This window comes from Xenorhabdus bakwenae (genome assembly GCF_030272115.1).
In the GTDB taxonomy this organism is placed as follows: Bacteria; Pseudomonadota; Gammaproteobacteria; order Enterobacterales; family Enterobacteriaceae; genus Xenorhabdus; species Xenorhabdus bakwenae.
Map to the genome: position 1 here is coordinate 3682352 of NZ_CP119194.1, position 15625 is coordinate 3697976.

Below are 15625 nucleotides of genomic sequence, written 5' to 3' on the forward strand. Positions count from 1 at the left end.
CGTTCACCTTTTAATTGTGGCTATCTCTTTTACTGCGTATTTGCAGATAGCCACGGTTTCCCTGATGCTGATTCAAATCCCCCCCTATCTCATCATTTTGCGGTACACTGAGGCAGATCTGTTTGTTAATTATTTTTACTCGCAAAAGTCACAGGATAAACAATGGAAACGTTAAGCGAGATCGTGCATGCACTCTGGCATCATGATTTTAACCAACTGGCCAATCCAGATGTCATCTGGGTTATTTATGGCGTCCTCTTTGTCACGCTAGTGTTGGAAAACGGGCTACTGCCAGCCGCCTTTTTGCCCGGCGATACTCTGCTGGTGCTTTCCGGTGCTCTGATTGCCAAAGGTGTCTTGAACTTCATCCCTACGGTAGTTCTGCTCACCATCGCGGCAAGCCTGGGTTGTTGGCTGGGTTATTTACAGGGGCGCTGGCTCGGCCATACCCGTATTGTCAAAAACTGGCTGGCTCAACTTCCCTTGCAATATCGCCAACGTGCCAATGTATTATTCTCTAAACACGGCCTGTCTGCCCTGCTTATAGGACGCTTTTTAGCATTTGTGCGTACTCTCCTGCCAACATTTGCCGGTATTTCTGGTCTAAATAATAAACGCTTTCAATTTTTTAACTGGTTAAGTGGCTTCTTATGGGTCATTATTATCGTGGGTTTTGGCTATATTTTGAACCAGATCCCTTTCGTTAAAGCACATCAAGATACGGTCATGAATATTTTGGTGATTTTGCCTGTCATTCTGTTGTTCAGTGGGTTATCCGCTTCTCTGCTGATGTATTGGCGTTATAAGAAAGGAACAGCAAAGAAAAACAAATAACAGGCTGAATGGCATCCCAGGATGCCAATACACGGCAGAATTGGGCGGGTTTACGGCGGGTTTACGGAGGGTTTAAAAGAAAAACGAATCAATAAAGTTATCCACGCCACTCGTCGGTTTTCTGGAAAGTCCGGGCGTAGAAATTTATCTTTCAGATTAGCTGCTTGATGGCAGATCTCTTCCAGCCATAAAAAGTTCCAAACCTAAAGGAGGTAATAATGGGTCAGCAGACAATTATTAAACTCGCTGATGAGAATCACATGCCACAATTAGGGCTTGGCGTTTGGAAAGCGAGTAATGAGCAGGTTGTTAAGTCTATCCATACCGCATTAGAAGTCGGTTATCGCTCCATTGATACAGCCACCATTTTTCATAATGAAGAAGGTGTGGGAAAAGCCTTAAAAGAAACTGATATCCCACGCGAAGAAATTTTCATCACCACCAAGCTCTGGAATGATCGCCACCTGGATGCTCGTGCAGCATTACAAGAAAGCCTGGGCAAACTACAGTTAGATTATGTTGATCTCTATCTCATTCAGTGGCCAGTGCCCGAACAGGATCATTATGTTGATGCATGGAAGCAACTGATTGAACTGAAAGAAGCCGGCCTGACTCGCAGTATTGGCGTCTGTAATTTTCATATCGAGCACTTACAAAAAATAATACAGGAAACGGGGGTGGTTCCCGTCATCAACCAAATTGAACTGCACCCCTTACTACAACAGCGACAACTTCACTCATGGAATGCCACCCATTATATTACAACCGAGTCTTGGAGTCCGTTATCACGGGGCGGAAAAGGCGTTTTTAATTCTTCATTGGTTGAACGTCTGGCATTTAAATACGGCAAAACGCCAGCGCAGATTGTGATTCGTTGGCATCTTGACTGCGGCATGATTGCCATTCCTAAATCGGTTACACCTTCCCGTATTAAAGAAAATTTTGATGTATTTGATTTCAGACTGGAAAAAGAAGACTTAACCGCCATGGCTGAACTGGACATCGGGAAGCGCATAGGCCCAAACCCCGATACTTACAATCAATTCTAGTGAGTAAAATCACCCGCCATAGATTCATCTCTCCATCCCAATGAGCCTGAACGCTGTTCTTTAGCAGGGTTCAGGCCATGTACCTGAATAAAATCCTCTCCATAAAACACAATAATTCATCAATAAAATCAAAAAAATTAATAATAACTATGTTTACTATTTATGTATAAACCATGTTATAGACTTACTTCACATTGCTAAATAACAGGTATATTAAATAGATAATTGAAACACGCAGCGTGCTTATGACAGCGTTCAATCTATCTGCTTACATCAACATTCCAAACAAAAACTTAAGGAAATGATAATGGTTTATGTGGTTATTTCTTTATTAATGCTTATTCCTTTTTTCTTCGCCTTAAAATGGCTCCTGCTGTCACATCGGATCCACCACAACGCAGCGGGGATCTTACTTGCAATCGCAGCGATGGCCTTTCATATGTATATCTTTCGTTTTGACAATATTCCGATTGTGCATATTAATGTTGCTCATCAGCCGATTGTGTTTTATGGCTCAGTCATGATTGCACTTCTACACGGCGTACTCTATTCCATTTGTTTCAAGCGGTATTATGGAAAGAACATTGATAATGAGGAAAGTTATCCGCACAATAACCAACGCTAATGTCACATTACCGTTGGTTATCATCATCTTGTGCTTTACTTTCTGCTTCATCAGAAGATTTAGTATTGGCCGTCAGCAGATAAGGGGATTGTTGCCAGCGACTAGGAGACAGTTTCAGCAAGTTATGAGCCAGAATAAACCCAATCGCCAAAGAGAGCAGGAGCATTATCCTAAGTAAGTTCGTTGTGTTATCGACCTGTTTAGCCTCGGTCGCCAATCGATGTGTATCCAGTGTCAGGCGAAGAAAACCTTTTGGGTGATTTTCTCCTGGTATCGGCACAACAATTTGTTGGTTGAAATAACTACTGGATTTTTTGCCTTCCAACGATAATCGTTCACGAACAGAAACCGGTTCACCCCTTCGTGCTATCTGTGTGCCATTTTCCAGATAGACACTGGCATCCAAAATGCGGCTATTACTCGTTAAGTAATCTAAGTTAGCGATAATCTTTTTATTATTAAGATCTTTGCTACCATTCTCCATATAATCAGACAAGCTGAATGCGACCTGTTTTGCCAATGTTTTCGCCAGATCTTCAAATTGATCCATATGCGCCTGTTGTTGAGAACGGCTGAAATAGGAAACTCCCTGCATCAGCAGTACCAGCAGAGCTATACATATTAATATAATCGCCGTCTTGTGCAGTCTAATTTTTAGCTTGGTTTTTATCATCGTTATCTCGTCCCATGTTCAGAAAGCACATGTTGCCAGATGCGGTAATGATAGGATAGTTTGAAAAGCGTTTTTTGCCTGCACCAAATTATATGGAACTACAGGAGTCAATGTTCATGTCTAATAATCTGGCCTATCGCTATTTACCGGATGAGATCCATAAATGGCCCGGATTACCCCTATCTCTCAGTGGTGATGAAGTCATGCCTCTGGATTACCGGGCAGGAGATAGCGGCTGGTTGCTGTATGGACGTGGTTTGGATAAACAGCGTATCAGCGAGTTCCAGCACCGATTGGGCGCCGCCATTGTGGTGGTCTCTTCATGGCGGATCGATGATTATCAGGTTGTCCGTATTGCCGGTAGCCTTTCGCCGCGCATTAAACGGCAGGCAGATGAGTGCCGTTTGGATGTCGTTCCCTTGGGGCAGATCCCTCGCCTCCGCTCACCTGGCTTATTGGTGATGGATATGGATTCTACCGCTATTCAGATTGAATGCATTGATGAAATTGCCCACTTGGCCGGAGTGGGTGATAAAGTGGCGGAAATCACAGAGCGGGCGATGCAAGGCGAACTGGACTTTTCAGAAAGTCTGCGCGAGCGAGTGGCACAATTGGCAGGTGCCGATGCCTCAATCTTGCAACAAGTGATGGAAACACTTCCGCTTATGCCAGGGCTAACCAGTCTGGTTCGCAAGTTACAATCATTGGATTGGCATGTCGCTATTGCCTCCGGTGGTTTCACTTTCTTTGCCGACAATCTTCGCCAGCAGCTACGCCTTTTTGCCGCAGTCGCCAATCAACTGGAGATAAAAAATGGCAAGCTGACCGGTAAAGTCAAAGGGCCGATTGTCGATGCCAAATACAAGGCAACCACGCTGATAAGATTGGCAAAAGCCCTGAATATTCCTCTGAGTCAAACCGTCGCTATTGGGGATGGTGCCAATGATCTGAAAATGATCCGCAAGGCAGGGTTGGGGATCGCCTATCATGCTAAACCAAAAGTTTACACTCAGGCCAAAGTTGCTATCCGCCATGCAGATTTAATGGGCGTCCTGTGTGTATTGAGCGGTGGTTTGAAACACGAAGAACGCTGACAAAAGTATTATATTGAGGAAGTACAAAGTGGCAAAAGCAGCAAAACGGGCATTTGTCTGTAACGAATGTGGTGCGGATTATCCCCGTTGGCAGGGGCAATGTACCGCATGTCACGCATGGAATACCATTACGGAAGTGCGTTTAGCCGCCGCTTCATCATCCCGCAATGAGCGTTTTAGTGGCTATGCTGGGGACGCTGGGATCAGTAAGGTACAGAAACTCTCTGATATCAGCCTGGAAGAACTGCCCCGTTTTTCAACCGGGTTTATAGAGTTTGACCGGGTGCTCGGTGGTGGTGTGGTTCCCGGCAGCGCCATTTTGATTGGCGGTAACCCAGGCGCGGGGAAAAGTACTCTGCTTTTACAAACCATGTGCCAGCTATCCACCCAGATGAAAACCCTGTATGTGACCGGGGAAGAGTCATTGCAACAAGTGGCGATGCGAGCATATCGGCTGGGTTTGCCGACAGATCAACTGAATATGTTATCGGAAACCAGCATTGAGCAGATTTGTCTGATTGCAGAGCAAGAACAACCTAAACTGATGGTGATTGATTCAATTCAGGTCATGCACATGGCTGATATTCAATCGTCACCCGGCAGTGTTGCACAAGTCAGGGAAACCGCAGCCTACCTGACACGGTTTGCCAAAACCCGTGGGGTTGCCATTATTATGGTTGGGCATGTAACCAAAGATGGCACTTTGGCTGGTCCCAAGGTGCTCGAACACTGTATAGACTGTTCTGTCATGTTGGATGGTGAAGCTGATTCCCGTTTCCGCACCCTGCGCAGCCATAAAAACCGCTTCGGTGCTATTAATGAGCTAGGTGTATTTGCAATGACCGAACAGGGGCTACGGGAAATCAGTAATCCTTCCGCCATTTTCCTGAGTCGTGGCGATGAAATTACCTCGGGTAGCTCGGTTATGATTGTCTGGGAAGGCACGCGGCCGTTGCTTGTTGAAATTCAGGCATTGGTAGATCACTCCATGATGGCAAACCCACGCCGGGTAGCCGTCGGGCTTGAACAAAACAGGCTGGCTATTTTGCTTGCCGTTCTGCACCGACATGGCGGTTTGCAAATGTCTGATCAAGATGTATTTGTGAATGTTGTCGGTGGGGTAAAAGTTACGGAAACGAGTGCTGATCTGGCGTTATTGCTCTCTTTGGTTTCCAGTTTCCGCGACAGGCCTCTGCCCCGTGATCTGGTGGTATTTGGAGAAGTGGGGTTGGCGGGAGAAATTCGCCCTGTTCCTAGTGGGCAAGAACGCATTTCAGAAGCCGCTAAACACGGTTTTAAACGTGCTATTGTTCCTCATGCTAACATGCCGAAAAAATCACTGCCTGACATGAAAGTATTTGGTGTCAAAAAGCTGGCCGATGCGTTATCTGTTCTGGATGATCTGGATTAATACACAATCTGTTATTCTTTTTAGAACTATACCAATCCAATTTCAAGGTGCGTGTTATATTTCCCCGCATAGCGGGGAAATATAAGGCCTCGCGTCGTCTTGCGGATTACAACTTGACGTTTATCGAATATATATAGCCAATAGATTTCAAGTTACTGCTTGAAATCTATTAAACAGCAATCTAAGTATTTTGCCTAATTTGCCAGAATATTCTCTCGCCTGCCATCACATATCAAACGAGGCGGATAATAAAATCATGAATAAATATTTTTATTCATCTTACTTAAATAAAAAATCAAATAGTTAAACACTATACCAATTCAACTTCAAAATGCGTGTTATATTTCCCCACGCAGCGGGGAAATATAGGGCCTCACGTCGTCTTGCGGATTGCAACTTGAAGTTTATCGAGTATAGCTATCAATTTAGCATTTGGTTATTTTATTTTTACCTTTCACGACAAATATGCTACTTTGTTTAGTATACTAAACATAGAGGGGGTTTTATGGCGCAATTTGACTATTTGAAAGAGGCAATCAAACAGGCAGGTTATACATTACAGCAGGTTGCTGATGCCAGCGGAATGACCAAAGGCTATCTAAGCCAACTAATTAATGCAAAAATAAAAAGTCCCAGTGCTCAGAAACTGGCTTCTCTTCATCAATATCTAGGATTAGCATATCCCATGGAAAAGAAAACGGTCGGCGTTGTGTTTGGTAAATTTTACCCATTACATACTGGACATATTTATTTGATCCAACGAGCATCCAGTCAAGTTGATGAGTTACATGTTGTTCTTTGCTATGACGAAGTGCGTGATCGTGAGTTATTCATCAACAGTTCGATGTCTCAACAACCGACGGTCAGTGACCGTCTGAGATGGTTGCTGCAAACATTCAAGTATCAGAAAAGTATTCATATTCATGCAATTGATGAACAAGGAATGGAACCTTACCCAAATGGCTGGGAAACGTGGAGTCAAAGTGTTAACTCGTTTCTGGCAACAAAAAACATCAATCCTAATTATATCTATTCCAGCGAAGCACAGGATGTTCCTCGTTATAAAGAATATTTCGGCGTTGAAACTGTACTTATCGACCCACAACGCTCATTCATGAATATTAGCGGTAGCCAAATCCGTCAGGCTCCTTTCCGTTACTGGGAATATATCCCTACAGAAGTAAAGCCATTTTTTGTACGTACCGTGGCTATTCTTGGCGGAGAATCGAGCGGAAAATCGACATTAGTGAATAAGCTGGCCAATATGTTTAACACAACCAGCGCATGGGAATATGGGCGCGAATATGTATTTTCCCACCTGGGAGGCGATGAAATGGCTTTACAATACTCAGATTACGATAAAATTGCATTAGGCCATGCTCAATACATTGATTTTTCTGTTAAATATGCCAATAAGGTCGCATTTATCGATACTGATTTTGTAACAACACAGGCATTTTGCAAACGCTACGAAGGAAAAGAACATCCTTTCGTTCAGGCGATGATTGATGAGTATCGTTTTGATTTAGTTATTCTTTTAGAAAACAACACCCCGTGGGTTGCAGATGGTTTAAGAAATTTGGGGAGCGAGCGAGATCGCAAAGAATTTCACCATTTGCTTGAAAGTTTGTTGAAAAAAAATAATATCGATTATATTTGTGTCAATTCACCGGATTATGACCAACGTTTTCTACATTGCGTTGAATTAGTGCAACAGATGTTAATGGAATAACTAACCTTTATATATAAAATAGATTACACTCATATTATTATCAAGGTTAATTGATAGTAATTTATTATTCAGTGTAATCTTTATCTTATTATAATTACCTCACCTTAACAATGAGTTAAATGTTTACTTTAGTTATCTTAACAAATGTAATAAAATAAATTGTGATAATAATATTTTTTGATACTTTAATTTTACTGTTTTGACTTGAATTACAGGGAAATAAGTCATTTAATGAACAGGTCTATTGATTTATTTATATAAAATTTATTAGTCACGAATAAACCCACAAATATTCTAAGTGTTTTTATCAATAACGGAGGTAATAAAAAGTAACATTAAAATATTAACGAAATATAAAATGACTTTTCCCTTATTATAAAAGTGGAATAAAAATAGAAGAATTTATGCTATTTTTATTTTTTCATTGTTACCTTAAGCATAATTCATTAATATTATTGATTTTTATTCCAAGACTAAGAAACATCTCATTTATTAGATAGTCATAGTAAATAATAATTGACATAAGATGAGTATATCCTTGATGAAGATGTTTCACATATAGACTATTTTTATTCGTACAATACCGTAGGGATATCAGTATCATTACGAATGAATTTAGACAGCATATGTTTAAGGATAAAGTTTTAATCTTTTAACCTAATTGTGTTGAGAATATGAACTTGAATCAATTTAAATCGATTGAGGTTATCAATATTTCATATGGTTTAACTGATGCTACAGTTAATCATGAAATGATTTCAAATATCACATTTTCTATTATACCAGGTGAAATTACTTTGATAACAGGGCCGAAAGCATCGACTAACCGTACAGTGTTGTCGATTGCATCGGGTATGTTACAACCAGATCAAGGAGATGTATTAATTAATAATAACAAGTTGAAACTAATGAATGATGTGGAATTAGGAAAGTTTCATCATGAAAATAGTGGGTTTATCTTCCAAGATTTCAACTTATTTAGTGAACTCACTATCTTAGATAACTTATTATTATCAACGGCTTATGGATTACCGCTTGCTCGCGAGCAAGCCGAAAAAATCGCGCAAAAATCGCTGGATATTGTGAAATTAGGCGATAAAAGCCGTTATTATCCAGGGGAACTGTCTGAAAACGAGAAACAATTGGCAGCCATGGCGAAAGCCATAGTCAGAAGACCTGAATATTTATTTGCAGATGACCCAACTCGCAATTTAGATCATCAGGCATTTCAGACGTTCATTAATATCTTTAAATTTATTGCCCATGAACGGAAAGGTACGGTTGTCATTGCCTCCCAGGATAAACGCCTGATACAACATGCAGGTAGCGTTATCACTTTAGCAAGTGGAAAGGCAACTAAGACTTATGAATCCATACTGGAACGACGCGTTTTAGTGTCGTAATAGCTCAATATTACCACGTTAGTTACCATCAACAAAAAAAACGGCCTGATATCAGGCCGTTTTTTCTGGCAGACTTACTTGCTGATCTTTTTATATTTGATGCGGTGAGGTTGCAGTGCTTCCGCCCCCATAGTCCGCTTCTTGTAGTCTTCGTATTCGCTGAAGTTTCCTTCAAAGAAGGTGACTTTGCCTTCATCCTGATAATCAATGATGTGTGTTGCGATACGGTCAAGGAACCAACGGTCATGGGAAATAACCATCGCACAGCCTGGGAATTCCAGCAGGGCGTTTTCCAATGCGCGCAACGTTTCGACGTCTAAATCGTTGGTTGGTTCGTCAAGCAGCAACATGTTGCCGCCAACTTGCAACAGTTTAGCTAAATGCAGACGACCGCGCTCACCACCAGATAATTCACCAACACGTTTGCCTTGATCGACGCCTTTGAAGTTAAAGCGACCAACATAGGCACGGCTCGGAATTTCAAAGTTGCCGATACGCATAATGTCTTGACCACCAGAAACCTCTTCCCAAACGGTTTTGCTGTCATCCATGCTATCTCGGAACTGCTCAACAGAAGCCAATTTAACCGTCTCACCCAGTGTCATTGAGCCAGAATCGGGCTGCTCTTGTCCTGACAACATACGGAACAGCGTTGATTTACCCGCACCGTTCGGGCCGATGATCCCGACAATCGCCCCTTTCGGCAAAGAGAAATTCAAATTGTCGATCAGAACGCGATCACCGTAAGATTTGGTCAGATTGGTGACTTCCAGCACCTTGTCCCCCAAACGTGGGCCAGGCGGAATGAACAATTCGCTGGTTTCATTACGCTTTTGGTAGTCAACACTACTCAGTTCTTCAAAGCGAGCTAAACGTGCCTTGCCTTTTGCCTGACGTCCTTTCGGATTTTGGCGGATCCACTCAAGCTCTTTCTCAATGGATTTACGGCGAGCCGCTTCTGACGCAGCTTCCTGTGCCAGACGTGCATCTTTTTGTTCCAGCCATGAAGAGTAGTTGCCTTCCCACGGAATACCTTCACCACGGTCAAGCTCCAGGATCCAACCAGCAACGTTATCAAGGAAGTAACGGTCGTGGGTGATCGCAACCACTGTGCCTTCGTAACCGTGCAGGAAGCGTTCCAGCCATGCAACAGACTCAGCATCAAGGTGGTTTGTGGGTTCGTCAAGCAGCAGCATGTCTGGTTTTTCCAATAACAGACGGCAAATTGCCACACGACGGCGTTCACCACCGGACAAGTGTTCAATCTTCGCCTCCCATGCAGGCAGACGCAAAGCATCAGCCGCTCGTTCAAGCTGATTGTCCAGATTGTGTCCGTCATGAGATTGGATAATCGCTTCCAGCTCACCTTGCTCTTTTGCCAGCTTATCGAAATCCGCATCAGGATCAGCATAAGCCGCATAAACTTCATCAAGGCGAGTCAGCGCATTTTTCACTTCGCTAACAGCCTCTTCCACAGCTTCACGAACAGTATGTTCAGGATTAAGCTTAGGTTCTTGCGGCAGATAGCCGATTTTAATACCCGGTTGTGGGCGCGCTTCTCCCTCAATATCTTTATCAATACCCGCCATGATGCGCAGTAAAGTAGATTTACCGGCACCATTGAGACCGAGAACACCGATTTTCGCTCCAGGGAAAAAACTCAGAGAAATATTTTTCAGAATATGCCTTTTAGGAGGAACAACTTTTCCCACCCGATGCATACTATAAACATATTGAGCCAATGTAGTTTACCTTTTGATTAATCAAGAAATTTTAAAAATCATTTGCGTTTATCCCGTTTAGATAGTGTATTTTACCTATCCTCTTATCAAATAACACTTTTCCAGCGTTTTCCATTTGGTATGACAATTGTAATAACTCACATCAATAATATGATTATAATTACATAACATCTTAATAATTCACTTGGACAACGCACCTGAGCAAAGTATTTAGACACAGGGCATTTGGACACCGATAGTAGTCTTCCGAAGGGGTATATGGCAATGAGTAAGTGGCGGCATTTCATCATGGCTGTGAGTATGGTTTCTATTGTTGCTGGAGCGGCACATGCTGATTCTCTGGATGCCCAACGTCAACGATATCAAGCAATAAAGCAGGCATGGGATGCCCAAAATAGGGAGGAAGTGGCGCGTCTGATGCCAACGCTGAAAAATTATCCCCTGTATCCCTATCTCGAATATCGTCAATTATCTCAGGATCTGGCAACGACCACGCCTCAGCAAGTTCAGCACTTTATTAACACGCACCCTACCTTGCCACCCGCACGTTCACTGGCATCTCGATTTATCAGTGTACTGGCAAATAATGGTGACTGGAGCGGCATCCTGACATTCAGTCTCAATCCGCCAAATACAGTTGCAGAACGCTGTGATTATTACTTTGCGCAATGGGCCACAGGACACCAGCAAGTCGCCTGGCAAGGTGCCCAAGAAATTTGGCTCCATGACAACTCATTACCTGATAGTTGCGATAAACTACTCACTGCATGGGATCGGGCCGGATACCTGTCTGCAAATTTAATTTTACAGCGTATCGAATTGGCGGTGAAAACCAATAACACCACACTTGTTACCTATCTTGTCAAACGCTTACCATTGCGTTATCAAAGCTTGAGTACGAATTTACTAAAACTACAACATGATCCAGCATTCATTGAACAATTTGCCACAACTGCCACACCAACCGACTTCACCCGCTCGGTTATCATAACGAACTTTTCCCGATTTGCCCGCACAAATGCTGAATTTGCCAGAGTCAGCATCCCTACCCTTGTTCGCTCACAAAAGATGAATGACGCCGAACGACAGCAATTAAAAGATATCGTCGCATGGCAATTGATGGGAGACATTACACCAGAGCAGGCAAAATGGCGGGATGAGACCATTCGCGATTCACACTCTATCAAATTGATTGAACGGCGTGCCCGCCTGGCATTGAGGAATGGCGATCTCTCCGGGCTTGAAAGATGGATTTCGTTGCTGCCGCAAAAAACGTTGCAACAAGATGAGTGGCAATATTGGCGTGCGATTATTCTGCTCAATCAAAGAAAAAGCGCAGAAGGCAATGCGATATTACGTAAACTGACCGAACATCGTGGTTTTTATCCCATGGTGGCAGCCCAGAAATTAGATATTTCTTATCCCCTGACCATCAATAAATCAGAAAGACCCGATCGTGCCATTGCCACTATGCCAGCCATTCAACGTATCCGGGAGTTGCTGTATTGGAATATGGATAATTTGGCCCGCTCAGAATGGCTTCTCCTGGTTTCTTCGCAAGATCGCGTGAAACAAGAACAGTTGGCTCGTTATGCATTTGAGCAGCACTGGCCCGCATTCAGTGTACAAGCTACCATTGCGGGAAAAATGTGGGACCACCTTGAAGAGCGTTTCCCGATGGCGTGGCAAAATGAATTTGCAAACTTCACGTCAGATAAAAATATTTCACAAAGTTATGCCATGGCAATTGCCCGTCAGGAAAGTGCCTGGAACCCACAGGCCCGTTCTTCCAAAGGAGCCAGTGGATTAATGCAGATCATGCCCAAAACCGCCGAACATACCGTGAAGAGTGAGAAAATTCAGGGTTATGTCAGCAGCAATCAATTAATGAACCCGATTACGAATATTAAAATTGGCACCGCTTATCTGGAATCGGTCTATCAGCGTTTTGGTCATAACCGTATTCTTGCCAGTGCCGCTTATAATGCCGGCCCTGCAAATGTTGAACGTTGGTTAGCTAACACCGCTGGAAATATCGATCCCGTCGCCTTTATTGAGAGCATTCCTTTTGCGGAAACGCGCTCTTATGTCAAAAATGTTCTTGCCTACGACATGTTCTACCACAATTTTATGGGAAAAATGCCAAATGTGCTGACAAATGCGGAATGGCAAAGACGTTATTAATTTAAGATTAATATGGTATGCTACTGTACTAGTTGAATAGTATGGTAGTTAATTATGGCACAAAATCATTTGATTGATCCGGCACTTTCCCCGGAAGAAGGTGATGACTGGCTCACTTTTGTTGAGTTGTTAAAAATCGCATTTGAACAAAATTTGCAACATTCTATTTTGCAGCTATTATTGACTCCCGATGAACGTACCGCTTTATCAACTCGGGTTCGGATTATTCAGGAATTGATGCGGGGGCAAATGAACCAGCGCGAACTGAAAAATGAGCTGGCCGTTGGTATTGCGACAATTACACGTGGTTCCAATAGCTTAAAGAATGCACCGGTTCATGTTAAGAAATGGCTGGAAAATCAGTTACTAACTGATTGACAATAACCACGATAAAATAACAAACTAAATAATGCAGCGGGGGCCGTCTAATCGTGCCCCCAAACAGCGACTGCCGTTAAGATTAAGTATTCGACTCTTTATAAATTTCATGATGAATAGGCACCAGAGCCAATATCAGAGCTTGATGATAAACGCTGGTACGCGTCAGTATACCGTGGGTAAAAAAGCCAATCGCCCCACCTTTCTGCTTGATATTATTGACGCCAGTGACATCCGCCATTTCATGGCCAAGTTCTCGTCCCTGACGAATGCCTTCCAGGACTTTTTCTGGCAACATCAGGCTAGCAGAACGCGATTCTCCCCGAATTTGTTTATGTTCAACCACCATCCAGGCAAACGTCATATCATCTTCAATTCCTGCTTCAACGCCAACCCAGAAATCCGCTTCTGGCCGGACCTGACGAGCCGCCATAACTCGATGACGAGCACCGGTACGAGTCTCAGTATTACCAATGGGTTGTTGAGGTACGCTACTGTCTACATTAACATCTTCTATATGGTAAGTGCCTGGGCCAAAAACATCATCGAATGCAAGGCTAATCGCTTTTATCTTCGCAGGGTTAGTTGTTGCTGCAATAACGTGGTACATATAAATAAATTATCCTTTGAATTATTTCATGATGCAGTATAACGGAAAATAACTATGTTACAGGTCTATCTTGTTCGTCATGGCGAAACCGAATGGAATGTGGCTCGTCGTATTCAGGGGCAATCTGACAGTCCTTTGACTGAAACGGGTCAGCGCCAAGCTCACTTGGTCGCGCAGAGAGTTAAATCAGAAAACATTACCCATGTTATCACCAGTGACCTTGGTCGGACACGCCAAACAGCAGAAATCATCGCGGGAGCCTGTGGCTGCGACGTCATACTGGAACCACGCCTGCGAGAGTTAAATATGGGCGTTCTGGAAAATCGCGAACTCACTTCCCTCACACCAAAAGAAGAATCCTGGCGTAAAAGTCTTGTTGATGGTACACCAAATGGACGGATCCCAGAAGGTGAATCGATGCATGAAGTGTCTACCCGTATGCGGGCCGCACTGGAAAATTGCCTTAACCTGCCTGCGGGTAGTCGTCCATTGTTGGTCAGTCATGGAATAGCTCTCGTCAGTTTGATCTGCTCTATTCTGGGTCTTCCTGCTAACTCAGAACGCCGTCTACGGTTGAGAAACTGTTCCATTTCACGGGTGGATTATCAGGATAGCCCGTGGCTGGCCCCTGGTTGGATAGTTGAAACAACGGGCGATATCACTCATCTGGATATGCCCGCCTTGGATGAATTACAAGGTTAACGTTCAATTGGGATGAGATACTCAAATTCCACAACATGATTTTGTGTCTCATCCCCAAGATTTTTCCATTCAAGATTGGTGAGGTAATATCGCTCAACATCGTATCCCTTTCTGCGAGTTATATTTAGCGTAGGCAAACAGACGCCATAAACTGTAAAGAGAAACTCTTGTAACTGCTCTTTATCACCAAAATAACTGAATGAAATGTAATCCCCACTCGGCAAGACGACTGGGCGGCTATCTTTGGTATCAAAGGTAGCATATTCTGGTTCTATGGCTGTGGTATAGAACACGGTCTGTTCATCTTCACTCTCCATACAAGGGGTCGTATGGTGTAATCCATAAAGCCTCGGTGGTAATACTTCCGCATCTTGTAGATAGTTAATCCAAAACTCATGACGCATATTCTTGCAATCTTCTGACCATTGCTCAAGTGTGTAACTGCAAGTGTGCTCAGTGCCGATAAGTGATTTCTCTTCCAATGTGACAAATTTGTGCTCTGGCAGAGGTTTGTTATCCAGCAAGATAGGAGGACATATTCCTTTTGCGCACCACTCTTCGCTTCGACGATAGGCGGCTGGCGTTCGGTCAAACTGTTTTTTGAAAGCTCTTGTGAAAGTTTGTTGAGAATCGAAGCGATATTGCAAGGCAATGTCCAGGATAGGACGGCTGGTTAAACGTAATGCAACGGCAGCTCTGGATAACCTTCTCGCACGGATATAAGAACCTATTGCCTGGCCTGTTATCTCTTTGAACATGCGCTGCAAGTGCCATTTGGAGTAACCTGCTTTTGCTGCAACGTTATCAAGAGACAATGGACGATCCAGATTATTATCCACCCAATGCAGCAAGTCCCGAATGATGTTGGTTTGATCCATACATCTCCCTCAGTCATTAAGACAAAAAGAAAATCATATAAATGTAAAACAGCTTATTAGATTGAAAAATAAAATCTTTTCCCTAAAAACAGATATTGTGTAGTTTGATCAATAATCAACACCTATACTTTTCCCAAAATAAACCCAGATGACAATTTCCCTGAGTGTTGTTGCCGTACACCATCCCGGCAATTAATTACACATATTTACTATAACTATTGGTTAGTTATTCTTTAGGTATACTATGCCAAGATGATTCCATTGGACATATTGATTGTTACATTGAGGTAATCAACAAACTTCCAATGAA

Annotated in this window: 14 protein-coding genes; 10 read left to right on the top strand and 4 right to left on the bottom strand. The window is 43.0% G+C overall.

Features of this window, described 5'->3' with window-relative positions:
• Positions 1 to 162 precede the first annotated feature (162 nt).
• The 3 genes from PXH59_RS18285 to PXH59_RS18295 all read left to right on the top strand — a co-directional run bounded on the left by PXH59_RS18285 (position 163) and on the right by PXH59_RS18295 (position 2508).
• The gene (locus tag PXH59_RS18285; protein WP_047766753.1) at positions 163 to 834 is read left to right on the top strand and encodes a DedA family protein; all 672 of its coding nucleotides are present in this window, start codon (positions 163 to 165) and stop codon (positions 832 to 834) included.
• 218 nt (positions 835 to 1052) lie between these two features.
• Positions 1053 to 1883: a 2,5-didehydrogluconate reductase DkgA gene (dkgA, locus tag PXH59_RS18290; protein ID WP_285809545.1), complete on the top strand. Its 831-nt coding sequence runs from the start codon at positions 1053 to 1055 to the stop codon at positions 1881 to 1883.
• Positions 1884 to 2190: 307 nt separating this feature from the next.
• Positions 2191 to 2508, top strand: coding sequence for a hypothetical protein (locus tag PXH59_RS18295; RefSeq protein WP_285809546.1), 318 nt, complete (start codon positions 2191 to 2193; stop codon positions 2506 to 2508).
• Between the two features lie 7 nt (positions 2509 to 2515).
• Here PXH59_RS18295 and PXH59_RS18300 read toward each other — a convergent pair whose 3' ends face one another.
• Positions 2516 to 3181, bottom strand: a complete 666-nt coding sequence (locus tag PXH59_RS18300) for a YtjB family periplasmic protein (RefSeq protein WP_047766750.1) — start codon at positions 3179 to 3181, stop codon at positions 2516 to 2518.
• A gap of 116 nt (positions 3182 to 3297) precedes the next feature.
• On the opposite strand from PXH59_RS18300, the gene serB reads away from it, so the two are divergent.
• The 4 genes from serB (at position 3298) to PXH59_RS18320 (ending at position 8821) form a co-directional block, all read left to right on the top strand.
• Positions 3298 to 4275, top strand: a complete 978-nt coding sequence (serB, locus tag PXH59_RS18305; protein WP_285809547.1) for a phosphoserine phosphatase — start codon at positions 3298 to 3300, stop codon at positions 4273 to 4275.
• A gap of 28 nt (positions 4276 to 4303) precedes the next feature.
• Complete coding sequence (radA, locus tag PXH59_RS18310; protein WP_047766748.1) at positions 4304 to 5686, top strand: DNA repair protein RadA; 1383 nt, start codon at positions 4304 to 4306, stop codon at positions 5684 to 5686.
• 505 nt (positions 5687 to 6191) lie between these two features.
• Positions 6192 to 7418 (top strand): multifunctional transcriptional regulator/nicotinamide-nucleotide adenylyltransferase/ribosylnicotinamide kinase NadR, encoded by a 1227-nt coding sequence (gene nadR, locus PXH59_RS18315; protein WP_285809549.1) that lies wholly within the window; start codon positions 6192 to 6194, stop codon positions 7416 to 7418.
• Positions 7419 to 8092: 674 nt separating this feature from the next.
• A complete protein-coding gene (locus PXH59_RS18320; protein WP_285809550.1) occupies positions 8093 to 8821 on the top strand; it encodes an ATP-binding cassette domain-containing protein in 729 nt (242 codons plus the stop codon).
• Between the two features lie 74 nt (positions 8822 to 8895).
• Here PXH59_RS18320 and ettA read toward each other — a convergent pair whose 3' ends face one another.
• A complete protein-coding gene (gene ettA / locus PXH59_RS18325; protein ID WP_072059729.1) occupies positions 8896 to 10563 on the bottom strand; it encodes an energy-dependent translational throttle protein EttA in 1668 nt (555 codons plus the stop codon).
• Between the two features lie 264 nt (positions 10564 to 10827).
• Between ettA and sltY the strand changes: the two genes are divergently transcribed.
• Together sltY and trpR are read left to right on the top strand one after the other, a co-directional pair.
• Positions 10828 to 12747, top strand: coding sequence for a murein transglycosylase (gene sltY, locus PXH59_RS18330; RefSeq protein ID WP_285809551.1), 1920 nt, complete (start codon positions 10828 to 10830; stop codon positions 12745 to 12747).
• Positions 12748 to 12801: 54 nt separating this feature from the next.
• The gene (trpR, locus tag PXH59_RS18335) at positions 12802 to 13125 is read left to right on the top strand and encodes a trp operon repressor (protein ID WP_047766743.1); all 324 of its coding nucleotides are present in this window, start codon (positions 12802 to 12804) and stop codon (positions 13123 to 13125) included.
• Between the two features lie 82 nt (positions 13126 to 13207).
• Here trpR and yjjX read toward each other — a convergent pair whose 3' ends face one another.
• Positions 13208 to 13735, bottom strand: a complete 528-nt coding sequence (gene yjjX / locus PXH59_RS18340; protein ID WP_047766742.1) for an inosine/xanthosine triphosphatase — start codon at positions 13733 to 13735, stop codon at positions 13208 to 13210.
• 54 nt (positions 13736 to 13789) lie between these two features.
• On the opposite strand from yjjX, the gene gpmB reads away from it, so the two are divergent.
• Positions 13790 to 14437: a 2,3-diphosphoglycerate-dependent phosphoglycerate mutase GpmB gene (gene gpmB, locus PXH59_RS18345; RefSeq protein ID WP_285809554.1), complete on the top strand. Its 648-nt coding sequence runs from the start codon at positions 13790 to 13792 to the stop codon at positions 14435 to 14437.
• Here gpmB and robA read toward each other — a convergent pair.
• On the bottom strand, positions 14434 to 15315 hold the full coding sequence (robA, locus tag PXH59_RS18350; protein WP_285809555.1) for an MDR efflux pump AcrAB transcriptional activator RobA: 882 nt from the start codon (positions 15313 to 15315) through the stop codon (positions 14434 to 14436). The genes gpmB and robA overlap by 4 nt on opposite strands.
• Positions 15316 to 15625 lie beyond the last annotated feature (310 nt).